The organism is Acinetobacter sp. (genome assembly GCF_036666595.1).
Taxonomy (GTDB): Bacteria; Pseudomonadota; Gammaproteobacteria; order Pseudomonadales; family Moraxellaceae; genus Acinetobacter.
Map to the genome: position 1 here is coordinate 201,011 of NZ_JAVWVO010000005.1, position 26,202 is coordinate 227,212.

Here is a 26,202-nt window from a genome sequence, read left to right on the forward strand (position 1 = left end):
GATATACATCAGATTAGTCGCTCCCTGATGTCGTATTCAGGCCACAGCGTTGATGCATATGGATCTGTTCAGTTGTAAAGGTACGATGATAATTCCGTATCAAGACACCCTATCCAAAAAGAAGGGTTGCTCTTCGAGCAAATGTGACAGTGAAAGTTACTTACATCCAATGCACCGCTTGTCCGCCAGTGAAACGCGCAGGAGACTTTAATCGTTTAAAGATTGAAGCCGTATTGCCATCATCAATATGTGAATCAAAACCCAAGCCGATCAAAAAGGCAGGTAATAAAACTCAGACCACAATCGGTTTATTTGAGATCTGAGCAAAATTGGTCCGTGATGTTTGATGTTCGCTACGTGTTTAGCGATAGTTTGCTGTGTATCACTATTAGGTGTTACACCCATGAAACGTATGTTGATTAATGCAACACATGCAGAAGAGATTCGCGTTGCACTTGTCACTGGGCAGCGTCTTTACGATTTTGACTTAGAGAATCGTACCCGTGAACAAAAAAAATCTAATATCTACAAAGGTCACGTGACTCGCGTTGAGCCTTCTTTAGAAGCCGTGTTTGTTGAATATGGTGCGGGACGTCAAGGCTTCTTGTCTATGCGTGAAATCGCAAATTCATATTACCAAGCAGACCCACGCCAAACTTCAAACATTCGCGAATTGATTACTGAAGGCACAGAGCTTTTGGTTCAAGTTGAAAAGGAAGAACGTGGTAACAAAGGTGCTGCCCTTTCTACCTTCATTTCTTTAGCTGGTCGCTATTTGGTACTTATGCCAAACAACCCGAAAGGTGGTGGTATTAGCCGTCAAATTTCAGGTTCAGTACGTGAAGAATTGAAAGAGATGTTGGCGTCGTTAAATGTACCTCGTGGCATGAGCGTGATTGTACGTACTGCGGGTATCGGCCGTTCTCAAGAAGAGTTACAACTTGACCTACAGCACTTACTTGATCTTTGGGCTCAAATCCAAAACACAGCAAGTTCTGGTCCATCACCAATGTTGGTGCATCAAGAAGCGGGTGTGGTGACGCGTGCGATTCGTGATTATTTACGTGATGATGTTGCTGAAATCCTAATTGATTCAGAGCAAGCCTATAACGAAGCCTATAACTTCGTAAAAGCAGTCATGCCTCGTCAAATCGACAAGTTAAAAACCTATACGCTAAATGAACCGTTATTTGCGCATTTTGGTATTGAAAGCCAAATTCAAACCGCTTATGAACGTGAAGTTAAACTTCCTTCAGGCGGTTCAATCGTTATTGACCAAACCGAAGCATTAGTGTCAATCGACATTAACTCTGCAAAATCGACCCGTGGTAGTGACGTTGAAGATACAGCGCTCAATACCAACCTTGAAGCGGCAGAAGAAATTGCTCGTCAACTGCGTTTACGTGACATTGGTGGTTTGGTCGTAATCGACTTTATCGACATGACCAAAGACCGCAACCAACGTATGGTGGAGGCGAAACTTCGCGAAGCAACACAAAGCGACCGTGCCCGTATCCAATTCGGTCAATTGTCTCGTTTTGGCTTGATGGAAATGAGCCGTCAACGTCTACGCCCTTCGCTTGAAGAAGCAACAGGTTATGTCTGCCCGCGCTGTCATGGCACAGGTATGGTCCGTGACTTGCGTTCATTGTCACTTTCAATCATGCGTAAAGTAGAAGAAATTGCGCTGCGTGAACGTCATGGTGAAGTTCAAGTACAGGTTCCAGTTGAAATTGCAGCATTCTTATTGAATGAAAAGCGTCACACTTTGGTTTACCTCGAACAAACCTCAGGTGTTCGTGTGACTGTGCTTCCGCACCCACACTTAGAAACACCGCATTACGAAATTTCGTATAACCCTGAAGGCTTTGCACCAACCAGCTATGAACGTACAGAAGCAACACGTTCAAGCGAAAAAGAGTTGGGTTACGAGTCATCAGACTGGCATTTAGATGGTGCAGATCATGTGCATCAACATGCCGCTCCTGCGCCTGTACAACAAGAAAAAGGCAACAAAAAACCGCGTAACAACGCGCCACAACAACAAGTCTCTCAACAAGCTCCTGCCCAAACTGCACCTTCAAGCAGCCCATGTGCATGGTTAGAGAACTTGTTTGTACAAAAACAAGCTGCGACTGTCGATCAATCACGTTCTGCAAATAATGCTGCTGCTGCCATTGAGCAAATGGTGAATGGTGGTGCAGTGAGCCGTGGTCAGTTTGGTCAAGTTGGTACGCCTGCTGCAGCACCTGTCGCGTCAAGCAACAATGTCTACATGAGCTCTGCACCTGTTCATGCAAAATCTGAACACCGTGAAGATAAGCATGCAGAGAAAGAAGAACGTGGTACACGCCACAACAAAAAGCGCCCTAATAAGCACAAAGAGTCACGTGAGCAAAATGCGCAACATGACAACCAAGTTCATGAAGAAATTGTGCAGGTCTCTCGTCAAGATCAACAGCGCCAAGATCGTTATGAACAACGTCCTGAACGGAATGAACCACAACGCCAAGACCGTCATGAACAACGTTCTGAGCGCAGTGAACAACAACGTCAAGACCGTCCAGAGCGCAGTGAGCAGCAACGTCAAGAACCGCGTGAAAACAAGCGTTCATCACGTCGCCAACACGGTGAGCAACAGCAAAACACTGATGTTCAAAACGAACAGCAAAATGCAATGCCACGTCGTGACCGTCGCAACCAACCTCGTCCAGAACGCCCAAATCGCCACCGCGACCCAAGTGTATTGAATGAGCAAGCGACTGAAACAGCGCCAGCTGTAGTTCAAGAACCTCAAGTTAAAGTTGAGTTGATTGAAGCACCGCGTCAAGAAATGATCACAACAGCCCATGTGGTCAATGTCGATCAAGCGCAAAGTGAAATCGTAGCATTAACTCCGCCCGTACACACAGCAACCGAAACCAAGCCTCAGCAAGCGGCTGTTGCGAAAGCAGAAGTTGAAGTAAAAGCTGAGAAAGTGGTACAGGAGAAAGCAGCTGAAGTTGTAGCAGCACCTGCTGAACAAGAAGTAGAGCAAAAACCCCGTGAAAGCGTAAAACGTGCCAGCAATGACCCACGTCAACGCCGTCGCCAACAACGCGCTGCACACACACAGCAAACTGAAACACCTAAACTCACACCTTCACAGGTGCCAACTTTAGGTCAGTACACCATCAGCAGCTTGATTCGCCATGTCTATGGTGAAGACTGTTCAGTGCTGATTGAGCAGTTTGGTTTAATTCCAACCTTCAACCGTGCCCTTCAGAAATTTACTGAAGAGTATGCAGCAACGTTAAGCAAAACTGTGACAACGCCTGCTGTTGAAGCAGAGAAAAAACCTGTCACCCGTGATGTTGAAATCACAAAAGCGCAGCCTGAAGCAGAGCCAGTTCCAGTATTGGACCTGACACCGCCTGCACCTGTGTCTGAACAACGTGTTGCAAATGACCCGCGTGAGCGTCGTCGCTTAGCTAAACTTGCTGCTGAACAAGCCAAACAAGCACGCGAAACAACACCTGTTGCTGAATCGTCAGCGCCTGAAACAGCGATTGTTGCGGAAACGCCTGCTGCTGAAGCTGCAGCTGTAACTCCACAGGAAAGCGAACCTGTTCTTGCAACAGAAAGCGAAGCACCCGTTGTCGTTGAAAGCAATGAAGTGAAAAGCTCGACTGATGTAGCTGTGGTTGAAGAAGAAGTGGAAGTCGTTGTTGCTCCAGTTCAAACCAAAGCACCTAGAGCATCAAAGCAAGCTGAAAAAGTAGAAGCCACTGAAACTGTAGCGGAAACAGCTGCGGACGAGTCAGATAAATCAGACTCGGACAAGCCTGTTCGTCCACGTCGTCCACGTGGTCGTCCACCGAAAAAAGCGAGCCCGACTGAGTCGTAATTCGCCCTAGAGTTGTCAATTTAAAAAACCTAGTCATGTCAGTGGCTAGGTTTTTTTGTTATTTTCATCAGATTAGGTTGATTGCACTAGACCGAAACGATTAAAAGAACAAGTGTAGAAACTGAACACTATTCAAACGCATTGGATTGCATAAAATAATTAGGATTCATATGAGCCAACACCCATCACATGACCTCATTGGTATTACTGACGTTGCAGCAAAACTTCCTCAATTCATCAGTAAAGTTCCGAACTTACTCAGTGGATTAAAGCAAGCATATTTACGTACCCCAAACACCCCAGCAGGTCTCGGGATTGCTTTTGAAAAAGCAGTGAAGCGTAACCCTCACGGTATGGCCTTGCTTTTTGAAGAGCAAAAATTTAGCTACCAAGCCCTCAACGAATGGGCAAACCAAATCGGGCATTATTTTTTATCCATTGGGGCAAAAAAGGGTGATGTCATCACAGTGATGATTGAAAACCGTCCTGAATTGGTTGCAACCGTGATTGCACTTGCCAAAATTGGCGTTACTGCAGCTTTAGTCAACACCTCTCAAGTCGGTAAAGTGCTGGCGCATAGTATTAATCTGGTCAAACCCATCGCAGTCATCGTGGGTGAAGAATGTCGTGTCGCAGTTGATGAAATCCGTCATGATTTAAATCTCTCTGCGGATCGTTTCTATTGGTTTGCTGACCAAGAAACCCAAAAAGATGCAGGCCTTGCGCCACAAGGTTTCAGTAATCTTGCTGAAAAAATTGATGCCTTTGCTAAGTTCAATACCCCAACCACACACAGTGTGCTGGGTAAAGATGGCTTATTTTATATTTATACCTCAGGCACAACCGGTTTACCTAAAGCCGTGATTTTCACGCATAGCCGCTGGACGTTGGCTTATGGAACCTACGGGCACGTGCTCAACCTCGGCCAAGACGATGTAATGTATGTCACCCTGCCGTTGTACCATGCAACGGGCATTGTGGTGTGTTGGTGTGGTGTGATTGCGGGCGCGGGCACTTTGGCTTTGCGCCGTAAATACTCCACTTCTGCTTTTTGGAAAGATGTGCAAAAGTTTGATGCCTCTGCCATTGGCTATGTCGGTGAGTTATGTCGCTACCTCATGGATGCATCACCTTCAGCGTTAGAAAAAGGCCACCGTGTCACCAAAATGATTGGTAATGGCATGCGTCCGAATATTTGGGACAAATTCAAACAGCGGTTTGGTATTGAAGAAATTCTAGAGCTTTATGCATCGAGTGAAGGTAATGTCGGCTTTAGCAATGTATTCAACTTTGACAACACTGTCGGCTTTTCACCTACGCCTTATGCCATTATCCAGTTTGATAAAGAAAAAAATGCGCCTGTTTATGATGCCAAAGGTGGCTGTATCAAAGTCAAAAAAGGTGAAGTTGGTTTATTGATTGGTAAAATTACTCGCCGTTCTCCTTTTGATGGCTATACTGACCCTGAAAAAAATAAATCGGTGATTCTTAAAGATGTCTTCAAGTCTGGAGATGCTTACTTCAACACAGGCGACTTAGTTCGCGACATTGGTTTTCGTCATGCTCAATTCGTTGACCGCTTAGGCGATACTTTCCGCTGGAAAGGCGAAAATGTGTCCACGACTGAAGTTGAAAACATGGTTAGTGAATATGACAAAATCACCGAAGCTGTGGTATATGGTGTTGAAATTCCAAACACCAATGGTCGTGCGGGGATGGCTGCGATTACACTGGCAGATGGCGCTGAACTGAATGAGCAGGATTTAGCCCAAATGCTCGTGAGCTTTAAGAAATGTCTGCCTGCCTATGCTGTACCCGTTTTCTTACGCGTACAAAAGCAAGTTGAAACTACGGGGACGTTTAAATACCAAAAGAACAAGCTCAAAGAACAAGCCTTTGACCCAAAGAAAACTGATGAGCGTTTGCTGATCCTGTTACCCAACAGCAGTGCCTATGCAGATTTAACACAACAAGTCTTTGATAACATTCAAGCCTATCAATATCGCTTCTAAACGCGAATTGCTTGTTTTTTAGCTACCTAATCGCAAATTTGTTGTATTTATAATCAAACATCAACAAGTTTGCGATTTTTTACTTGCGCTCGATGCATATCTTGCTACAATACGCTCCATCAAATGATATGGGTCGTTAGCTCAGCTGGTAGAGCAGCGGACTTTTAATCCGTTGGTCCCGCGTTCGAATCGCGGACGACCCACCATTCCTTTGATACCCTTGATGGGTCGTTAGCTCAGCTGGTAGAGCAGCGGACTTTTAATCCGTTGGTCCCGCGTTCGAATCGCGGACGACCCACCATCTTTCTTGTAAAATCTAATTTTACAAACCTGCTCAGGTTCGAATGCTTTAAAAATTTCTTTTTAAACTTTCAGCGAATACTCTTTCGCACACCTTGCTCAGGGTCGTTAGCTCAGCTGGTAGAGCAGCGGACTTTTAATCCGTTGGTCCCGCGTTCGAATCGCGGACGACCCACCATTTATTTAAATCCTCTTTAATTGCATTGATATGACATTTATTTAGCAACATGCTATTTAAGTCATAAAATTCGCACGCTGTTCATTTCTTCACTATTTTTATTCTTCAGTCTTATTCTATTGCTTTGCCCAATTCCATTTTAACTATGAATTAGGCTCACGCTTTAACGTATACGCACGCTCTAATTTCGGAAAACCTCGCGCATACAATTTTTGGTTATTGGTATCTAGATTATTACTTTTATCCAAATCCATTTGCAGCGTTTGCGAATCCACCACGCGATAATAAAAATTAATCCCCTCTTTACGATGGACGATCAGCTCAGTTCGCTCTTTATTCATGGTCCATGTATCACGGCGGTAACTTAAGTTTGAAAACCCAGGTCGCTGTTTTTCCGAAAAGACCTTACCTAAACGCACAATGCTGCGATGCACCGTACCATCAGGTAAAAAATTGAGAATAAAATCAGCCTTCCCCGTTTCACAAGGGAAAAAATAACCATCACATTGAATTTGTGTACGATAACGCCCAATGAACTGCTGTTCACCAATATCAAGCGTACGAGGTGCATACTCCGAATCATCTTGCATGGTTGCCCGTCCTGCCACCTCAGTCAGCTTCTTCCCCGACTCAGGCGGAACAGCAGCATCCTCTACCATGCTATTTTCATGTTGTTGTGACGCCTCCGAGAGCCCACCATCACAGCCAGCTAACGATACACCGATTAGCCCCACCGCTCCTTGCAGTAATGCGCCAATCAAACCCTGATGCTTTCGTTTCAACTTCATTCCACACTCACTTCCTGCACGTGATTAATCTCCATAACCATCACGAATTTTCCATCCTAACCCTTGATGTTTTCTCGAATTCAAATGACTTGCTGACTTTAAGCAATTGGCTCAACGCCAAATAGAGCACATTTTAATCCCGATCAAAACCATAGCTTTTATCTCTTTACATAACTTTACTTTTTAATCGACTTCTTCACCTTTAAAAATGTAATTCCATCTCCATTTTTAAACTATGGGTGCATAAAGCCACTCAAATTTTAATTTTTAAGGAGACCTAGATGGCCAATGTTGGTTTATATCGCTCAAACCGCTCAAACATGATTGCTGGTGTGATGGGTGGTATTGCTGAACGTTTTGGTTGGAACGCAAATTTACTTCGTATTGTTTTCATCACCATTTCACTGTTAAGTGCAGCATTTCCCGGAATTTTGGTTTACCTGATTCTTTGGTTGGTGATGCCGAAACAAAAAGACCAAATCGAGCATTCTCCACAAGCCCGATCGGGTTATAGCAATACGATGCGTACCGTTAATCCAGATCATCGCAACCCATAAGCGCACATCTTTCGTCTCAAAAAAAGTTTCTTTTTATGCTACGACCACTTCCCCCAAAGTGTCGTAGCTTTTTTTTGCCCACGACACTCACATGACTTAACGATGTTGTAACAGACGATACAACGCTGCAATCATATCAGCACGGCTAATCATGCCGACCAAAGCCTTGTTTTCAACCACAGGAATATAGTTAAAAGAACGTTCAACAAAGTACGGGATCAAATCTTGTAGTTCTTGATCCGGCTGTACCGTGACCACCTGACGCCTCATAATGTGCTGCACTTTATCTTGCCAAGAGGTACGCAAATCCGTTGCCTTTTGGAACCACTCCACTACTTCATATAAAGCTAAGGTGCCGCATACTTGTTCAGCTCGATTTAACACAGGTAAACTCATCAAATTGACCTGTTTAAATTTTTCCACAGCGACTTGAATGTCTTCATCTTCATATAAACACAGGACATCTTTACTCATAATGTCCCGACAACGTAAGTCTATATGAAAACGCGTATCGGCCTGCGCTTGCGCTTTTAAAATCAGTTTTTGTAAATCATATTCACTGATGTCGAGTAACTGCGTTTCTTGGGCTAAAACTTGATGAATATCTTCAGGTTGAATCGTGACCTTCTGGGTTGGGGTCGGATCGGTGCTACGGGTGTTGACTTGCGCCACAGTTGGGTATTGCTTCCCGAGTAAACGGTTGAACACAATCGCAATCACGAGAAGTAAGATCGAGTTGAGTAAAACAGGATAAAACACAAACTGATAACCTAACTCGTGTACCGTCTCACCTCCCAACACCGCTGTAATCGCCACAGCACCACTCGGTGGATGCAAAGAGTCTGTCGTCATCATCAAAATAATCGACAAAGCCACAGCAACACTAAATGCTTCTGTTAAGTTGGAAATATAGAGTGCACAGGTCACCCCAATTACGGCTGCAATCGTATTCCCAATCACAATATTCCATGGCTGAGCCAAAGGACTGGCTGGTACGGCAAAAAGCAACACCGAGGACGCACCCATCGGGGCGATATACCATGCATTGATCCCACCCAAAAGCCACCAACTCATGAGTGAAGACAGTGCTAATCCCAACAATGCACCCAAACCACAGAGCATTCTTTCCTTTAGCGGTAACACTTTAAAATTCGGTTTTAAGGTATTTAACCATTCAAGTTGCATATGAAACACAGCCGCCCTTCTACTTTTTCGCACTTAACCAGTGCAAAATTATACGCGGTCTCAGCAATAAGATGCATCTATTTTACATCTTAGAGATATCAATTTTGTTATTTCAATTGTTATCAGCAAAGTCTATATTTAGCGCAAGAGTTTAATTTTTATAAGAAGAAAGGTAGACGTCTTGGGAAAATTCAAATATGAAGATCACCTTGAAACTTTAGGTTTATGTGAATGCTTAATTGCCCTGATTCAATTTGAAGTGAAACAAGGCAACAACATCTCTGGTTACGATACTCATGGACAGTGGCCCAAAGAAGGACGTCATTTGATTTATCTAAAACAATCTCTGCATTTAAAAAATCTTAATTTTCCCCAACACCCAAATGTTCAAGCTCAGGTTAATCGAGATATGCATTCTAATTGGCATACAGATGCTTACTGCACCGTGCATCATCACCTTCTTATTGGATAATTTATGAAAAGAATAAAAAATGACTGAAAAACTTGAAATCTGCGACTGCTTAAATGAATTATTAACACTTGAATTGTCACTTGGAAATTCAGTTTCTCACTTTGACAATCATGCCAAATGGCCTTATCCCGAGACCCATTTTGTTATGTTAGCCCATGATCTTCATACTCATTTAGAAACATTGAGATACTCAAAAATATCTCCCACCAAATATGCAAAGATATTCATTATGGTTGGCATGATGAATGTTTATGCGAAATTCATCACGGCTTACTGTGTGCAGGTCGTACTAAGCCATTTTAGCGAATATAAAATTAAGTGCTGAAAAATAAATAGAGCCTTTGCCACTCCTCTGCAAAGTCCTTATACTTAGAACCAATTTTTTCTTATATTTATAATGGATGCTGCATGAGTCGCGCCATATCGCATATTGATACATTCCAAGGCTTAATTCTTGCCTTACAAAACTACTGGGCTGAACAAGGTTGTGTCATTTTACAACCTTACGATATGGAAATGGGTGCAGGGACATTCCACACTGCAACATTCTTACGCGCACTTGGGCCTGAAACTTGGAACGCAGCATACGTTCAACCATCACGCCGCCCTAAAGACGGTCGTTATGGTGAAAACCCAAACCGTTTGCAACACTATTACCAATTCCAAGTGGTACTGAAACCAAACCCAGACAACATCCAACAACTTTACCTAGACTCGTTAGAAGCGATTGGTATCGATACCCTCACTCACGATATTCGTTTCGTAGAAGACAACTGGGAATCTCCAACACTGGGTGCTTGGGGCTTAGGTTGGGAAGTTTGGCTCAACGGTATGGAAGTAACTCAGTTTACTTACTTCCAACAAGTCGGTGGTGTTGAATGTTACCCAGTAACAGGTGAAATCACTTACGGTCTTGAGCGTTTGGCAATGTACTTACAAGGTGTCGATTCTGTTTACGATCTTGTTTGGACCAAAGGTCAGTTTGGTACAGTGACTTATGGTGATGTATTCCATCAAAATGAAGTGGAACAATCGACCTATAACTTTGAATATGCCAACGTTGAAAAAATGTTTGAATTATTCGATTTCTATGAAGCTGAAGCAACTCGCTTAATGGAAGCTGAACTTCCACTCCCTGCCTATGAGCAAGTGATTAAAGCATCACACAGCTTTAACTTGCTCGATGCACGTGGCGCAATTTCTGTGACTGAACGTCAACGTTATATTTTACGTGTGCGTACTTTGGCACGTTCAATTGCACAAAGTTATGTGGCTGCACGTGCCAAGCTTGGTTTCCCAATGGCAGAACCGCATTTACGTGATGAAGTTTTAGCGCAACTGAAAGCTCAGGTTGAAGCTGAAGCGGCTCAAGCAGAAAAATCAGCGGAGAACAAATAATGTCTAAACATACCGTTTTATTTGAACTTGGCTGTGAAGAACTTCCACCAAAAAGCTTAAAAACTTTACGTGATGCATTACAAGCTGAAACCGTAAAAGGCTTAAAAGATGCAGGTTTGGCTTTTGAAGCAATTGAAGCTTATGCAGCACCACGTCGTTTGGCATTGAAAATTATCAATGTCGATGGTGCGCAAGCCGATACTCAAAAACGTTTCGACGGCCCTGCGGTACAAGCTGCTTATGATGCAGAAGGTAAGCCAACCAAAGCACTTGAAGGCTTTATGCGTGGTCAAGGCATTACTGCGGATCAAGTTTCAACGTTCCAAGCGGGTAAAGTTGAAAAAGTTTGCTACCTAAAAGATGTGAAAGGTCAAAGTCTTGACGCTTTATTGCCACAAATTTTACAAACTGCTTTGGATAACCTTCCAATTGCAAAACGTATGCGTTCTGCGGCAAGCCGCACTGAATTTGTACGTCCTGTAAAATGGGTTGTGTTGTTAAAAGACAATGATGTTGTTGATGCAACCATTCAGGATCATAAAGCAAGTAATGTGACTTATGGTCACCGTTTCCATGCCCCTGAAGCGATTACTTTAGCCAATGCAGATGCTTACTTAGATGCGCTTCGTGCTGCAAAAGTTGTCGCAAATTTTGAAGAACGCCAAGCCATCATCGATCAACAAGTTAAAGCACTTGCTGATGAAGTGAATGCAATTGCAATCGTTCCTGCTGATTTACGTGATGAAGTAACCGCATTGGTTGAATGGCCTGTTGCGCTTCGTGCAAGCTTTGAAGAACGTTTCCTTGCTGTGCCGCAAGAAGCATTGATCACGACTATGCAAGACAATCAGAAGTATTTCTGTTTGGTGAATGCTGACAATAAACTTCAACCTTATTTCATTACTGTTTCAAATATTGAGTCGAAAGATCCGACTCAAATTATTGAAGGGAATGAGAAAGTTGTACGCCCTCGTTTGTCTGATGCAGAATTCTTCTTCTTACAAGATCAAAAGCAACCGCTTGCATCTCGTAAAGAAAAATTGGCCAATATGGTTTTCCAAGCACAGTTGGGTACGCTTTGGAATAAATCTGAACGTATTGCCAAATTAGCTGTGGCTTTATCTGCAATCACAGGTGCAAACCCTGCGGATGCTGAAAAAGCAGCACTGCTTGCAAAATGTGATTTAACCTCTGAATTGGTCGGTGAATTCCCTGAACTTCAAGGTATTGCGGGCACTTACTATGCACGTATTGAAGGCGAGAATGATGAAGTTGCTGAAGCTTTAGGTGAACAATATTTACCTAAGTTCGCTGGCGATGTTTTACCGCAAACCAAGACAGGTACAACGATTGCCCTTGCAGACCGTTTAGATACGCTGACAGGTATTTTCGGTATTGGTCAAGCGCCTACAGGTTCGAAAGACCCGTTTGCACTTCGCCGTTCTGCGATTGGTATTTTGCGTTTAGTGACTGAAAACAATCTTGATGTTTCGATTGAAGAATTGATCAAGCTTGCTTTGGCTGCTTATGGCGATGTATTGAAAGATCATGACAAGACTTTGGCAGATGCTGTTGCGTTCCTTGAAGGTCGTTACCGTGCGAAATATGAAGACCAAGGCGTTGCTGTTGATGTGATTCAAGCGGTTCAAGCACTTTCTCCAAAATCACCACTTGATTTTGATAAGCGTGTGACTGCGGTGAATCATTTCCGTAGTTTGCCTGAAGCTGCTGCTTTGGCTGCTGCGAATAAACGTGTTGCCAATATCTTGGCGAAAGAAGCTGCACCTACGGGTGAAATTGTTGAATCTAAATTAGTTGAAGATGCTGAAAAAGCACTTTATGCAGAAATTCAAAATATCCTGCCTGTGGTTCAACCGCTTTTGGCTGCAAAAGACTATACCGCCGCACTTTCTAAGTTAGCTGCGCTGCGTGCGCCAATTGATGCCTTCTTTGATGGCGTAATGGTGATGGCAGATGATGCTGAACTGAAAGTAAACCGTTTACGTTTGCTGGCTCAGTTACGTGATTTGTTTACAAGTGTTGCGGATATTTCAGTGTTGCAGCATTAAGCTTTAACAGGTTGAAAATTCAAAAACCCTGCTTGAATAAGTGGGGTTTTTTATTCTTAAGTGTAATCCTTAAACTAAATAATAAGAATCATTAGCAATAATATTGTAATTAAATCAAGTTACTTCTACTATTCGCCCCTGCATAACTATCGAAAACAGACAGTTATAAACTTTATAAATTAAACTCCAATATAGTAACCTCAGATGAAATACAATTTTATATTCTCTTTAATCGTAACTACATTCGCAGTCACAGGTTGCGCTACGACAAAATCCATCAAATATCCAGTCCATGGACAGAACACAACCATTTCCGTATCTTCAGAACAAATATCTGCAATGACAGAGTCAGGCGCTGGAGACTATTTTATTAGTGATAGTCAAATTACCGTTGGAGATGCAAGTAGGGCTACATCTAATCCTGCGGCAAGTGCATTTGGCTTAATTGGTATGGGTATTGCGACAGCAATAGAGAAAAATACAAATGCTTCTGCTATTTCTAAAAGTAGCTTAAAACAAGCAATTAAATTTGATGATTTAACAAATGCTAAAATCAACCAAGCTCAAGTGGAACATACTGTTGATCCTTCTCTCAAAATTCTTGCGATCAACCAAGCTTCAGAAATTAAAGTTGTTCCATATGCACGTATCTCATTTAAAGAAACACCACTAGTTTCGGTTAATTTTGGTTTGAAAACGGAATTTAAGAATTCAGCAAGCAACCAATCATCAGCAAAACGTTTTTATAGTTATATGAGTAAAACCAGTGTTCCTTTAAGCGAATGGGATAGCAGCAACAATGCACTCTTTAATCAAAAAGCTGATCAGGCTTTCAATGCTTTAGCTAAAGCATTTATTTTAGATGCCCAACATCAATTAAACTTAAGTGTTTTCAGTGAAACGAAACAAAAAACTTGCCAAAATAACAAAGATGGACAGAACTTAAGCTTTTTAGAGGCGCCAGAGGATATCTGTATTGGTGTATTAAAAGATAAGAAAGGCAAAACCTTCGAAGGTTTACTTTTTGTAGTTGAACAATAAGCCTAAAAAGGTTCTTCAAGCATAAGAAGATACTATATTCAGTATCTTCTTATGCCGAATACTTGTAAGCGCTTTTAACCATGTAATTCATTCATCATTTAATCTATTTCAGAAAATACAAAGAAAAATAAAAGTAACTTTTCCTAATTCTTTAATATCAGAATCGCTCATATTTTAGTAAACAGTAAAATAGTGATGTCATTAAAATTTATAGCCAACCCTATCTCATTTCCCTATACTCAACCTAACAACTCGCAACAAGAACGAACCTTATGAAATTAAAAACTGTACTTTTCGCTACTTTTGCTGCCCTTTCTATTACAGCATGTACATCTCAACCAACGATTCCACAGTTGACAGCGGGTGTATTACAAGAAGTCCAAGATATTGAAGTTTATCCAGACACAACCAATAACAAAGCAAAACTGACCAAATTTGAAGACAAATGCGTCATCGAATTTACCGGCAACCTCAAAGCAGGTAAAGTCGTAGAACAGTGGGCGTTCCGTGACTACACCCTCATCACAGGTGGCTCAGCAACCTTTGCACTCGATGGTACCAGCACAGCAACCAAATTTGAATTACACGATGCAGAAGTACAGAAAAACTTCCTCGCACTACGTAATCACTTTGCAAAAGAAGCCTTAGCTCAATGTAACTAAGCAAATCGTCATCACTGGTGCAACATCAGTGATGACTTTCTCTCAAATGCCTTTCGCTTCGTGTCTTTTACTTCGATACCAGTCTTCATACTTGTTACATTTAAAACAACGACCACGCATAAACTTACATAATTTGAATGAATTAACTGAACGACACAATTTTCAGCCCATTGTTCATGCGCTGTTGCCGCATTGTGCGACTTTCATATCAAACGCTATTTTTGAGCTCATTTCTGTCTATGATGACTGCTGTTCTGAACTCCTCATCGGGTTCTGTCATAAAGAGGTAGAAAATCAAAGATGAAAGTTTTAACAAAGACACTCACCGCTTCGGCTTTAACCACTGCACTTTTAGCCTCCACTTCCCTATTTGCAAATACCACAGCCAATACATCGGCCAATGTTCAAGTTCAAACCTCGCAGCCAAGTGTATTGCAAAACTTAAAACATGATGTCAAACATGCTGCGCATGCGACAGGTGAAACGGTTGACGATGGTGTCGACAAAACCAAAGCATTCAGCAAAGAAAAATGGCAAGACACCAAAGAATTTTCAGCTGAAAAATCTGCTGTCGTAAAAGATAAGGCTGGTGACGTTAAACAGTCTGTTGAACATAACACCAAAAAAAGTGGTCACTATATAGCGGATAAAGCGAAACAAGGCCAACAAGCGACCAAACAAAAATGGCAGGAAACTAAGCAGGCTGTCAGTGGTCAACCTAAACGTGCTGACGTAAATGGACAGGCTCAAGTGGAACTAGATACACCTGTTGCTAAAGCCAAAGTCGGTTCATCTGAGGATGCTGCCGTTGGCGCGAAGTAAAAGTTAAACTCCTCCAGAGTTGAGAGAGTCCACATGCTGGGCTCTTTTTTTAGCTATATACATTTGCACACTACGCTTGTTTACAACCAAGCACATGAAATTCACACAAAGAGGCTTTATGCTAAAACGCTGATTTATGCACGATAGCCCAAGAGGTACACTGCTCTATGAACATGACGAAAACAACACTCTTCTGCGCTCTTTTAATGACAACAGCAGGTGTATGGGCACAAACAGAAACCACTACTCAGCAAGCGCAAAAGCCAATTACGCCTTATGGTAAAAACCCCAACATCTTTCACGTTTGGGCTTATAAAACGCAAGAAGGTGTGATTAACACGGCGGAAAAAGTCGGGACTGCAACAGAAAAAGGCATCCAAAAAATTCGCCCTTCTGCACACCAAGCCTTGGACAGTGCAAAAACCATCACCAACAACACCGCAGAACAAGCTAAAGAAACAGGACAACAAGTCACCCAAAATGTGAATAAAAAACTGCATGAAACCAAGCAAGTGATTACTGGTCAAACAGATCAACCCGCTCCAATCTACCAAGGCAGTTTGAGTCAACCGTCATCTGCACCCGTAGATGCTCCTGCGGTTCAAGCACCTTCTGTCTCATCTCCACAGCCTGTCGCACCCCAAACAGTGAATGAACCCACGATTACCCAAGCACCATCTTCCTTTACACCTGCTCAAGCAGAAGAAGAAATTAAAGTAACTAAGCTTTAATAGCAAAAAAGCCCGTCATTCAACGGGCTTTTTCGTTGTCATCCTTTGCTTTAATTCACCCGACGGATTGGCTGCCCTGCTTGAAAAACTTCAGCATTTTCGACCAACTGTTGCACCATGCGCTGACGTGCGTCGACACTGCCCCACGCGCTGTGTGGTGTGATGATTAAATTCGGCAAATGTGCATCCAATAAAACATTACTCTCTTTAGGTGGCTCAACGGTCAATACATCAGTTGCAGCGCCCGCAATTTCACCCTGTTTTAACGCATCTGCCAAAGCTGCTTCATTCACAATTCCACCCCGTGCACAATTAATTAAAAAGGCACTTTTTTTCATTTTTGCGAAAGCTTCGGCATCAATCAGGTCACGCGTGTCATCGGTTAATGGACAATGCAGACTGATAAAATCTGATTGCGCCAGCAAGTCATCAAAGCCCACTCGTGTTGAGTCAGCATGTGGACGGTTTGGCAAATTACCCACCAAAACCCGCATGCCAAATGCTTCAGCGAGTTTAGCCACAGCCTGCCCCAATTCGCCATAACCTAAAATGCCCAAGGTCTTACCCGAAAGTTCGATAATTGGGTAGTCTAGAAGACAAAACTGCGAGGCTTTATTCCATTCGCCTTGCTGCACTGCACGGTCGTATTGCAGGCAGGAGGTTGCCAGGTTAAGCATCAACATTAAAGTGTGCTGTGCCACCGCTGCCGTGCCATACCCCTGACAATTACACACCACAACACCTTGTGCTTTGGCTTGCTGCAAATCGATGTTATTGGTGCCTGTGGCAGAGATTAAAATCAATTTTAACTGAGGACATTGTTTTAGGGTATCGGCATCCAGCAGCACTTTATTGCTAATAATCACATCTGCGTCTTGTACACGAGCGACAAGCGTCTCAGCATCGGTACTTGGGTAAAGGATCAGTTCATCAAAAACAGCATGCAGTGCTTGAAAGTCCAAATCATTTTTATCTAAGGATGCACAATCTAAAAATACGGCTTTCATTGCTCACGTCCAGTTGTTCTGCATAATGATAGAGCGCTTATTTAAACTAACTCAGCCCAATTTTTCAACGTAAACACTGTCTTGACCACCTAAAAATAGCCGCTATACACAGAAAAAAGCCCGCTATTTAACGGGCTTATTGCGATGAATACGAATAGAAATACTGATTTGTTTAATCACATAAAATGTCAGGATCAATAAGAGAATGAGACCACCACCGAATGTCAGATAAGCTGGGTCTAAACTTTGTGCCAGTACGCTTTGTGATGTTGAAATAAACAGTAATGTTATAAATACAGCCGACCAATGTCTTTGCATTGCTTCCACCCTATTTGATCTTTATGCGTATTGTTTAAAAGATAAACAATACTTTTATATTAAACCAAATAGGACGGAAAACAAGCGCTTGGCCTTAGACCAAAGCCCTATAGGAATACATCACATAAACGCATCATAGAAACACATCTGACTCAGCATCGCTTGACACCAAAAACTGCGCCGTTTCAGGAATCTCTTCGACCAAATCAAAGCCACCATATTCATCACAGCTAAAGTTAAACTGCTTATAACTAATCAGATAATAGTCACTGTATTTTTTCATTAACAATGGATGCATTCCAGCGCTCAATTCGGCTTGTTCATGCACCAACTTCATAATCTGACGGTCATTCATCACCACGGTATAGCGCATGTCATTATAATAAATGTGGACCAGTCCATTACCCTTGGCAAAGATCGGCAACAGAAACTTATGATTCAGCGCAATGGCATCTGGTGCATAGCTTTCAATCTTTTGACTGATCATATTAAACACTAAACCATGTCCAAAACTATCCATTAACTGACAGCTATTTTCTTGCGGCAAGTTGACCTGAATACCCAATTTCAGCAGATCCGTCTGGCTCACTTGTCGATTGCTGAGTAACTCGCGGATAATGCTTTGTTTTAGCTTGGCATCAAAAAATTGACCGTCTAACTCAAGCTCATTATTTTTCAGAATTCGCCCCAAAGAAAAGCGATGACGCGGCAACAAATTTTCGATCACTTTACGGTAGTAAAACTTACTGTTCTTTTTCACTTCACGAATTTTTTTATAAAAATACGGCGCATCAAACTCATGACGTAAAAAATCGTGCAACAAATCTGAACTGGCTAAAACCGCAATCGCATCATGCCCTGTAAAAGGTAAGTTCAGGGTATTCAGATTCGGCACGACCGTTTGTAATTTTTCATAATGCGCACGGTCTTCAGGGCAGTAAGGGTCATAAATAACAATGTATTCACACTCTGCCGAGACATCCTTCGGCTGTACCTGCATGTCATGGTTCAGCTCAGGCTGATAGAACATGTTATAGCGGTTATCGATCACCTGTTCAGGGTCAATCGAATACTGCGGCACCAAGGCCACCACGCGCTTAAACTGGAGCAGCTTAGAGTATTTAATCGCAGCATAGCCACCCATTGACCCTGCATAGGCAATACGGGTTTGAAAGGGCGCAATCCAAGCGCGAATCGCTTCCAACATGGCCAACATCGAAGACTCTGGAAACCATGACTTCTGTTTCGGCATAATGCCAACTACATTAAAGCCAAACTTCGCCAACGACTTCTCTGCATTGATCGTCGTTCCCTTGGCACGGGTAATCAGATCGCCAAAAGAGAAAATAAGTTCGTCCGATGAACCCTGTAAAAAAATGACACGAATCTGTTCATCTTCAAAAATAATTTGTTTCGCCATGTCCATGCTGAGAGATTTCATTCCTATAAAGTGAGGTCATGTTCGTTCCATACAGCATAAGCGATTTCATCGAACCAAATGTGTTATTTTATAGATGCAGAGCAGATAAAAAAGCGCAAAATATGACACAATTACTCCATCCTGCAGCACAACACGGGTTTAGCGCAGCTGCTGAACTTTATCAACAAGTGCGTCCAAGTTATCCACAAGAGATCCATGCCTGGCTCACCGAGCAACTGCATTTAAACGCAAATTCACGTGTGATTGATCTTGCCTCGGGTACAGGAAAGTTTCTGCCTTATCTGATTCCACATAGTGGACAACTCACTGCCATCGAACCTGTCACCGAAATGTTGGCTCAGCTCAAACTGGCTTACCCACAGGTGGAAACTTTACAAGCCTTTAGTGACCATATTCCCCTACCATCGCAAAGTATCGATGCAGTTTTATCTGCGCAGGCTTTCCACTGGTTTGCCAACATGGACAGTTTAAAGGAAATTCACCGTGTCCTGAAACCGCAAGGGCATTTGGGCTTGGTCTGGAACCAACGCGATACTCAAGTCGACTGGGTCAATGCTCTGGCAGAACGGCTCTCTCCATTAGAAGGAGATACCCCGCGTTATCATAGTGGGCTGTGGCAAAAAGCCTTTGAACATCAACACTTATTTCAACTCAAAAGCCTGCATCAGTTTGCCCAGCAGCAAACAGGTACAGTAGAACAAGTGGTCTCAAAACGTCTCCTTTCGACCAGCTTTATTGCCGCAATGCCACTCGAACAACAACAGGATTTAAAACATCAATTTGAACAAATTGTGCAGCAGTACACGGGTAAACAGCCACAAGACGAAATCAGTTTTCCTTACATCACCTATGCCTATCACTTTCAAAAAATAGCAGAATAATAGGACACCGATATGAACCTACATACTCTTTCATTAAAACAGGTTCTACTGCCGCTTGTTTTAGGTGGTAGCTTAATCCTGACAGGCTGTAACAAAGCCAATGAATCTGCTGAGCAAGACACGCTTTCGAGCGATGATAAAGTTCTGCAAGAACTTAGCTCCGAACCCATCAAAAGTTTTGCTAAAACAGCCAATGATCCACACGATATTGCGCTCTTGGTCGACTATGACCAGCGCTTTAGCAGCATGAGTGATGAAATGGAAGATGAACTCATGAAGATGCGTGAGTCAGGCACGCTCACGGATGAATTTGCAAAAACACGTAAACAAGACAATATTCAGTCTGCACTGAATATGCTGAAAGAGCTGGATTTAAAAACAGAACAAGGACGCTACATTCAAACTCTGATGTACCAATATTGGAACAACCAAGCCAAAATCATCCAAGATAAAACCGTAGCACCACATGACAACGTGAAAGGTCTCGGTGAGCTCATTCATGCCCAAGAGCAACTTGAACACTGGCAGTCGCAGTACCCTAAGGCTCAAGATACGATGTCGACGGGCTATTAACTCAATAGCGAACGAAGAAAAGGGATCCGATGATCCCTTTTACTTATATCTATTCTGACTATGGGCGTTCAGCATATTGTGGTAATGCATCATAAATGTTGTCCCACTCAGCTTGAGACGCCACAAAAATATGCTGCGTCGGCTTTTGCTGTAACGGGGTATCTAAACTTCCAATACGCAAACGGTAAAACTCAGGTGTTTCAGCTTTAATACTAATCAGCGGTGAACCACAGTTGCCACAGAAACAGCGCTCTGTGCCTGCACTCGATGCATATTTTTTCACAACGTCCTGACCAGAGGTCAGTTTAAAATCCGCTTTAGCAATCGGTGCATTGGTTGCATAGGCCGTTCCATTGGCCTTGCGACATTTTTGACAATGGCATTGAATAATATCGCCAATCGGCCCATCAATTTGATAAGTCACTGCACCGCACAGGCAGCTGCCCACATACTGCTGAAGATCCGACATGATGATGCTCCTTGAATTTTTTATTCAAATTAGCACAGCTGATTTTCAGTTGCATCGCTTATGGCGAATTTTTTGCCACATTTAAATACTGCAGAACCCCATCACCTGCGGCACGTCCAGTTGCAAAACATGCAGTGAGTAAGTAGCCCCCTGTGGGCGCATCCCAGTCCAACATTTCCCCACATAAAAAAACTGCGGGATTAGATCTTAATTGCAACTGCGAACTCAGCACTTCACGGCGCACACCGCCAGCACAACTAATGGCTTCTTCAATCGGACGACAACCAGTTAAAGGAATCTGTAATTGCTTCACCTGCTGCGCCAATTGTTCAGGGTGATTCCAGTATTCTTTTGTAACCAACTCTCTCACTAAACTCGCCTTAGCTGCATCTAAACCAGCTTTACGCCAAACATTACTTAAAGACTGTTTTTTTGTGGGTTTCAGACGCACAGCCAATTCTTGTACCGTGACATCTGGCAGTAAATCAAGCGTTAACACTAAAGGTTGGAGCTGTTTTTGCTGCGCACGCAGCGCTCGACCTTGCTTATAGACCAAACCACTTTCTAGTCCATAATGGGTGATGACGATATCGCCCATACTTTTTTCCGCATCGCCCACCCATGCCGCGATACGTTTCAGTGGCTGCCCAAAGACGGGTTGCATATAGGTAGACCATTCATGTTCTACCCCAGCATTGCTGGCTTGAAAAGGCTCAATTTCATCGGCCTCCAACCAGTTTTTCCATGCGCCATCACTACCGAGCTGAGACCATGACACTGCTCCGCAAGCCAAGACGATCGCATCATAGCTCTGGCTATGCGCTTGATCGCTAAGCAAAGACTTGATTTCAAGTGTATGTTCTTTGAGACTGAGGCATTGATGACGATAGTAAAACTTGACGCCTGACTCAACCAAGCGTTTCAACCATGCACGTAATAAAGGCGCGGCTTTCATTTCAATCGGGAAAATACGCCCAGACGTTCCGACATAGGACTCAATGCCTAAACCTTTCATCCATGCTTGAATCCATGTGGCATCCCACTTACGAATCCAAGGTGCCAACCATTCAGCTTGATCATAACGACCGATAAATTGTTCCACAGGTTCTGCATGAGAGATATTCAGTCCTGTTTTACCAGCCATCAGGAACTTACGTGCAGCAGATGGTTTTTGCTCAAACACATCGACCTGAACATCATATTGGCTCAACACTTCTGCCGCCATCAAACCGGCTGGGCCCGCCCCAATAATTGCAATACGCTTTGGCATGATTTATTCAGCTTGATCCGAAGATTGCGCCTGTGGGTTCTGACCTTGCAAGGCCTGAAACGCATCAAAACGCGTGCAATAACCTTCAGGTTTGGTGATGATCAACTGTTGGCACAACTCACCACGTTCTAAATATTTAATCTCAAAATGCGTGCGCGCTGAGCTATCTGCAATGCGCTCTTTCACAAATGGTAACTTCCACACATCAATCAACTGTTGCTGTGCTTCTTCGATATATTCTGGAATATTGCTGGCTAACGTAATTTGTCCGCCCACTTGTAAACGTGAAATCAGAAACTCAAAAAACGGCATATTCAACCAGCGCTGTGCAGGATTATGCGGTTCAGGGTTGGGATAAAGAATAAAGAACTGTTCAACCTGCTGCGGTTGCAAGGCATGTACCACCCACGGTAAAGCATCGGCATGCACCAGCTGTAAATTCTGCTGACCTTCTAAGCCATGTTGTTTCTGCATCGCCACAAACTTTTCACGGGTTCGCTCAACCGCAATCAGCTTTTTCTCAGGATGATGAGCCGTAAACAATAAGGCATGTTTACCCTTACCCGCCCCAATTTCCACACACAGTGGATCAGGACTGATCATTTGAAAATCACGAGGCGCATGCATACGCTGGGCTTGAAATTGACGAATCGGCATAATCAGATCAAACTAAGAAAAAACCGCATCAGTCTAACAACTGCCAACGTTTTTGCCTATTTCAATCTGAAAATTTTATCTGGAGTCGATCATGCCACATACTTTCCCTTGTCCCCGTTGTGGAGAAATGAGTCAATGGGAAGACAACGCCTTTCGTCCATTTTGTTCTGAACGCTGCAAACTGATCGACTTAGGTGCATGGGCTAATGATGAATATCGCCTCCCAACGCAAGATGCACCACAAGCAGAAAACTCAGAAGAATAATATGTTTAATTTCATGATATTTTTCATATTTTAAGAGAAATTGTTCATTATTTAATGTCTTAATATTCGCTTAAAAGGATAATTCATCGACTATACTCCCCCCAATATTGATACATGCTCACAGCATGATCAGGTCACAAAAATGACATCCTATAAGGGGGATAAGATGAACATCCTGAGTAAGACTATTGTTTTAATTGGCATTTTACTCGCGATCTGCCTATTCAGTTTTGGCATCTATATGCAAGATCTGTTGATCCTCTCGGTTGGATTATTAGTAGCCTTATTTTCCATCGTGTTTGCTCTAGAAACCCAACACATTTTGAATAATCCATTTCGCAAATAAAAAGTCAGCAGCTGCTGACTTTTGTATTTTTCAATGAGACCACAAAGCGCTTAGCCTGCTTTCCCTGCCACAAAGGGATTATGTTGTTTTTCAAAACCAATGGTACTGATTGGCCCATGTCCTGAAATAAACTGCGTCTCATCAGGTAAGCTAAAGCATTCACGCTGAATAGAGTCAATCAACTGCTGATGATTACCACGTGGAAAGTCGGTACGACCAATGGAGCCTTTAAACAACACATCGCCGGTCCACAGCAGACCATAGTTTTTGTTATAAAACATCACATGACCCGGGGTATGTCCAGGGGCAAAACGTACTTCAAACTCTTCATTGCCCAGTTTAAGGACTTCACCGCCTTCAAGCCATGTCGTGACATCCACCTTTTCAGGAATAGGAAAACCATAACGCTGCGAGACTTCTTGGATCATATCCAACCAAAAGGCATCTTCTTTATGCGGGCCAATCACAGGGACATCCCACAGTTTTTTTAATGCCCCGACTGCTCCAGCATGATCTAAATGCCCGTGCGTCAACCACAGCGCTTTTACCGTCAAACCCAACGCTTCGATTTCTGCTTTAAGTTTATCAGGCTCTCCACCTGCATCAATTAAAATTGCTTCTTTACTGTCACTGTCCCAAACAATCGAACAGTTCTGCTGAAATGCCGTTACAGGCACAATTTTAACTTGCAACATAGAGTGTCAACCTCAATTCGTTTTGCTGGCTAATGTCTGTTTTAAGGCATCAAGATTAGCCTGAACCAGCGTATTGAGCAATTGCAAATGATCTCCGCGACTATTCAGGGCTGGAATATATTGATACCGCTCTCCACCTTGTGACAAAAACAATTCAGCATTCTGAATCGCTAGTTCCTCTAAAGTTTCTAAGCAATCCGCTGAAAATGCAGGACTCATAATTTGCACAGATTTCACCCCCTGTGCTGCCCATTCGGCCAGTAAGGCATCGGTATACGGTTTCACCCACTCTTGTTTCCCAAAGCGGGATTGGAAACTGATGGCCCATTCATCTTCCGCTAGGCCCAATTCGGCCGCCACCAACTGCCCAGTGATACGGCAACGGTCGGCATAGGGATCACCTTTATCGGCATAAGGCTGTGGAATACCATGAAAAGACATTAACAGCTTTTCAGTCACCCCATGTTCAGCACGGAAATCACGCACACTTTGCGCCAAAGCCTGAATGTATAAAGGGTGCTGATAATAATCGCGAATAATACTCAGCCCTGGCAAATTACGCTGCTTGGGAATCCACTTCGCGAAAGCATCATATAAAGGCGCGCTGGATGTCGCAGAGTACTGCGGAAATAAAGGAAAAAGGACGATGTGATCTTGCGGTTTTTGACTCAACTCAGCAAGCAAGGCCTGAATGCCTGGATTACCATAAGTCATCGCAGGGACGATATTCAGTTCAAACTCAGGATATTGCAAAATCAACTGCTGTTGTAACGCGGCCACTTGAGTCAGCAAAATTTCTCGCATTGGAGAATCACTGCCCCACACCATGGCATAAGCATGGGCAACGCGTTTCGGGCGAAACGGCAAAATAAATAAACGGAGAATAATTTGCCAAAGCGGTTTGGGAATTTCAATCACTCGCTGGTCTGACAAAAACTGATCCAAAAAGCGACGCACTGCTGAAGCTGTCGGTGCATCAGGCGTTCCCAAATTTGCCAAAATAACAGTAACTTTTGCTTTTGTTGCAGTAGACATTCAGCCCTCGTGGCTCGTTTTCGAATGTCTCTACTGTAACAGTTTTCAGTTCATTATCTAAATGGATAACTACGAAGATTGAAATTGAAAAGGCCGATCCTTTTCCAATAAATTACTATCCAAAAGTTTAGTCGCCTTCGGTGTCAACTGCCAAAGCATGCGCTGACGATCATCTCGACCCGACTGAACAATCCAATCATTTTGGCGCATTTGCATTTTAATACTGTGCAAAGCACGAATATTAATTTGTGAACGCGCAACCGCATGAGCACGAGGCATTTCTAGGCGTGCATCATTTAAACCAGTTTCGTTTAAATACTCATTTATGCGTTTGGAAAAATACTCTTCGGGGGTTGGGTGAATAAAGGTTGTCCCCAAAACCGAGAGTAATTGCGCCCAAGTCATCTGCTTTTGAATTTTCAGCTCTTTGAAGTTGCCATCTTGATAGGCATGCATCCGATAATCAAAGGCAAAAAATTCATGCATAGCCACTTTGGGTAAAGACAAAAATGGATCGACTTCACGTTTACCCGCTTCAGTTTCCAGTTGCACCAGTTTGGCTTTGAGTTTATCAATTTCGTCATGCAACACTTGGGTGTTCTGCGGACGTACCCAACCCGATACAGGATAGCGCTCTAGCATTTGCGTCATATTCAAACGAACGGCCATTTCCAAGTCACGCATGGTGCGATAAGTGAAAACCTGATCGACTTCGTTTTGCAGCAGTTTTCTAAACTCTTTGAATTTTTCACGCAGCTCAGCTTTGTCGTCATGTAAACATAACTCACGTGCATCGGGATCATCATGCATAAATACAATAATCGGCTTTTGTTTGGTGACCGCATAAATGTATTCAAGATGCATATATCCCACCCCTGACACGGACTGTTCACCATATTTGCTGCCCAGCAACAATATGACATAGTCACAGTCATCGATCTGACGGCGTGCAAAAGCCGTTGAAAGTGGTGTCCGTTGCTCTAATCCCCAAGAAAAAAATCCCATGCCCACTAAAGTTTGGGCCAAAATGATCCGCTCTGGCTGCATCTCGCTTCCAGAGGTGGTTATAAACACTTGATAACGCTTATCGAGCATCGGTTATCCTCATTATTCTTCGCAGCATCCTATCCCCCAAATTCCATTA

Annotated in this window: 24 protein-coding genes and 3 tRNA genes; 16 read left to right on the plus strand and 11 right to left on the minus strand. The window is 43.1% G+C overall.

Translation table 11 applies throughout. The features are described 5' to 3' along the window. Positions 1-403 precede the first annotated feature (403 nt). The 5 genes from RR876_RS09060 to RR876_RS09080 all read left to right on the plus strand — a co-directional run bounded on the left by RR876_RS09060 (position 404) and on the right by RR876_RS09080 (position 6,376). Entirely contained in the window at positions 404-3,886 is a 3,483-nt protein-coding gene (locus RR876_RS09060) for an Rne/Rng family ribonuclease (RefSeq protein ID WP_332477180.1), read from the plus strand. A 170-nt stretch (positions 3,887-4,056) separates the two neighbouring features. Continuing rightward, complete coding sequence (locus RR876_RS09065) at positions 4,057-5,898, plus strand: long-chain-acyl-CoA synthetase (RefSeq protein WP_332477179.1); 1,842 nt, start codon at positions 4,057-4,059, stop codon at positions 5,896-5,898. A 130-nt stretch (positions 5,899-6,028) separates the two neighbouring features. Then, a tRNA-Lys gene (locus tag RR876_RS09070) sits at positions 6,029-6,104 on the plus strand. Positions 6,105-6,123: 19 nt separating this feature from the next. Beyond that, positions 6,124-6,199: transfer RNA gene (locus tag RR876_RS09075), tRNA-Lys, on the plus strand. Positions 6,200-6,300: 101 nt separating this feature from the next. Further along, positions 6,301-6,376, plus strand: a tRNA-Lys gene (locus RR876_RS09080). Between the two features lie 143 nt (positions 6,377-6,519). Here RR876_RS09080 and RR876_RS09085 read toward each other — a convergent pair. Beyond that, a complete protein-coding gene (locus tag RR876_RS09085) occupies positions 6,520-7,164 on the minus strand; it encodes a hypothetical protein (protein WP_332477178.1) in 645 nt (214 codons plus the stop codon). A gap of 281 nt (positions 7,165-7,445) precedes the next feature. On the opposite strand from RR876_RS09085, the gene RR876_RS09090 reads away from it, so the two are divergent. Then, complete coding sequence (locus RR876_RS09090) at positions 7,446-7,721, plus strand: PspC domain-containing protein (RefSeq protein WP_004692583.1); 276 nt, start codon at positions 7,446-7,448, stop codon at positions 7,719-7,721. Between the two features lie 96 nt (positions 7,722-7,817). Here the strand turns inward: RR876_RS09090 and RR876_RS09095 are convergent, their stop codons facing one another. Next, the gene (locus RR876_RS09095; RefSeq protein ID WP_332477177.1) at positions 7,818-8,915 is read right to left on the minus strand and encodes an HPP family protein; all 1,098 of its coding nucleotides are present in this window, start codon (positions 8,913-8,915) and stop codon (positions 7,818-7,820) included. Positions 8,916-9,087: 172 nt separating this feature from the next. Between RR876_RS09095 and RR876_RS09100 the strand changes: the two genes are divergently transcribed. From RR876_RS09100 to RR876_RS09130, 7 genes are all read left to right on the plus strand, one after another. After that, positions 9,088-9,378 (plus strand): hypothetical protein, encoded by a 291-nt coding sequence (locus RR876_RS09100; protein WP_332477176.1) that lies wholly within the window; start codon positions 9,088-9,090, stop codon positions 9,376-9,378. Between the two features lie 408 nt (positions 9,379-9,786). Then, positions 9,787-10,776, plus strand: a complete 990-nt coding sequence (gene glyQ, locus RR876_RS09105) for a glycine--tRNA ligase subunit alpha (protein WP_004978878.1) — start codon at positions 9,787-9,789, stop codon at positions 10,774-10,776. Beyond that, positions 10,776-12,845 carry a glycine--tRNA ligase subunit beta gene (gene glyS, locus RR876_RS09110; protein ID WP_332477175.1) on the plus strand — a complete coding sequence of 690 codons (2,070 nt, stop codon included), beginning with the start codon at positions 10,776-10,778 and terminating at the stop codon, positions 12,843-12,845. The genes glyQ and glyS overlap by 1 nt, the downstream gene beginning before the upstream one ends. 204 nt (positions 12,846-13,049) lie before the next feature. Then, positions 13,050-13,886, plus strand: coding sequence for a hypothetical protein (locus RR876_RS09115; RefSeq protein ID WP_332477174.1), 837 nt, complete (start codon positions 13,050-13,052; stop codon positions 13,884-13,886). A 272-nt stretch (positions 13,887-14,158) separates the two neighbouring features. Next, positions 14,159-14,548: a hypothetical protein gene (locus RR876_RS09120; protein ID WP_004978867.1), complete on the plus strand. Its 390-nt coding sequence runs from the start codon at positions 14,159-14,161 to the stop codon at positions 14,546-14,548. 300 nt (positions 14,549-14,848) lie between these two features. Next, positions 14,849-15,370: a hypothetical protein gene (locus tag RR876_RS09125; RefSeq protein ID WP_332477173.1), complete on the plus strand. Its 522-nt coding sequence runs from the start codon at positions 14,849-14,851 to the stop codon at positions 15,368-15,370. A gap of 167 nt (positions 15,371-15,537) precedes the next feature. After that, on the plus strand, positions 15,538-16,101 hold the full coding sequence (locus RR876_RS09130; RefSeq protein ID WP_332477172.1) for a hypothetical protein: 564 nt from the start codon (positions 15,538-15,540) through the stop codon (positions 16,099-16,101). A 50-nt stretch (positions 16,102-16,151) separates the two neighbouring features. Here the strand turns inward: RR876_RS09130 and RR876_RS09135 are convergent, their stop codons facing one another. The 3 genes from RR876_RS09135 to RR876_RS09145 form a co-directional block, all read right to left on the minus strand. Beyond that, a complete protein-coding gene (locus tag RR876_RS09135; protein WP_332477171.1) occupies positions 16,152-17,108 on the minus strand; it encodes a 2-hydroxyacid dehydrogenase in 957 nt (318 codons plus the stop codon). A 123-nt stretch (positions 17,109-17,231) separates the two neighbouring features. Then, on the minus strand, positions 17,232-17,426 hold the full coding sequence (locus RR876_RS09140; protein ID WP_004692607.1) for a hypothetical protein: 195 nt from the start codon (positions 17,424-17,426) through the stop codon (positions 17,232-17,234). Positions 17,427-17,559: 133 nt separating this feature from the next. Next, positions 17,560-18,846, minus strand: a complete 1,287-nt coding sequence (locus RR876_RS09145; RefSeq protein ID WP_332477170.1) for a hypothetical protein — start codon at positions 18,844-18,846, stop codon at positions 17,560-17,562. 122 nt (positions 18,847-18,968) lie between these two features. Between RR876_RS09145 and RR876_RS09150 the strand changes: the two genes are divergently transcribed. Both RR876_RS09150 and RR876_RS09155 read left to right on the plus strand, forming a co-directional pair. Then, a complete protein-coding gene (locus RR876_RS09150) occupies positions 18,969-19,748 on the plus strand; it encodes a class I SAM-dependent methyltransferase (protein ID WP_332477169.1) in 780 nt (259 codons plus the stop codon). Positions 19,749-19,760: 12 nt separating this feature from the next. Continuing rightward, a complete protein-coding gene (locus RR876_RS09155) occupies positions 19,761-20,321 on the plus strand; it encodes a hypothetical protein (RefSeq protein ID WP_332477168.1) in 561 nt (186 codons plus the stop codon). Between the two features lie 58 nt (positions 20,322-20,379). Here RR876_RS09155 and RR876_RS09160 read toward each other — a convergent pair whose 3' ends face one another. The 3 genes from RR876_RS09160 to RR876_RS09170 are packed head-to-tail and all read right to left on the minus strand — an operon-like array spanning position 20,380 to position 22,723. Then, a complete protein-coding gene (locus RR876_RS09160; protein ID WP_332477167.1) occupies positions 20,380-20,790 on the minus strand; it encodes a GFA family protein in 411 nt (136 codons plus the stop codon). Positions 20,791-20,848: 58 nt separating this feature from the next. Then, positions 20,849-22,060, minus strand: coding sequence for a TIGR03862 family flavoprotein (locus RR876_RS09165; RefSeq protein WP_332477166.1), 1,212 nt, complete (start codon positions 22,058-22,060; stop codon positions 20,849-20,851). Positions 22,061-22,063: 3 nt separating this feature from the next. Beyond that, positions 22,064-22,723: an SAM-dependent methyltransferase gene (locus tag RR876_RS09170; RefSeq protein ID WP_332477291.1), complete on the minus strand. Its 660-nt coding sequence runs from the start codon at positions 22,721-22,723 to the stop codon at positions 22,064-22,066. A gap of 85 nt (positions 22,724-22,808) precedes the next feature. Here RR876_RS09170 and RR876_RS09175 point away from each other — a divergent pair, with 85 nt between their 5' ends. After that, positions 22,809-22,982 carry a DNA gyrase inhibitor YacG gene (locus RR876_RS09175; protein ID WP_004692619.1) on the plus strand — a complete coding sequence of 58 codons (174 nt, stop codon included), beginning with the start codon at positions 22,809-22,811 and terminating at the stop codon, positions 22,980-22,982. A gap of 396 nt (positions 22,983-23,378) precedes the next feature. On the opposite strand, the gene RR876_RS09180 is transcribed toward RR876_RS09175, so the two are convergent. The 3 genes from RR876_RS09180 to RR876_RS09190 all read right to left on the minus strand — a co-directional run bounded on the left by RR876_RS09180 (position 23,379) and on the right by RR876_RS09190 (position 26,153). Next, a complete protein-coding gene (locus RR876_RS09180; RefSeq protein WP_332477165.1) occupies positions 23,379-24,023 on the minus strand; it encodes an MBL fold metallo-hydrolase in 645 nt (214 codons plus the stop codon). A 12-nt stretch (positions 24,024-24,035) separates the two neighbouring features. Beyond that, the gene (gene hemH / locus RR876_RS09185) at positions 24,036-25,058 is read right to left on the minus strand and encodes a ferrochelatase (RefSeq protein WP_332477164.1); all 1,023 of its coding nucleotides are present in this window, start codon (positions 25,056-25,058) and stop codon (positions 24,036-24,038) included. Positions 25,059-25,127: 69 nt separating this feature from the next. Beyond that, entirely contained in the window at positions 25,128-26,153 is a 1,026-nt protein-coding gene (locus tag RR876_RS09190) for a DUF4062 domain-containing protein (protein ID WP_005400906.1), read from the minus strand. Positions 26,154-26,202: the final 49 nt, after the last annotated feature.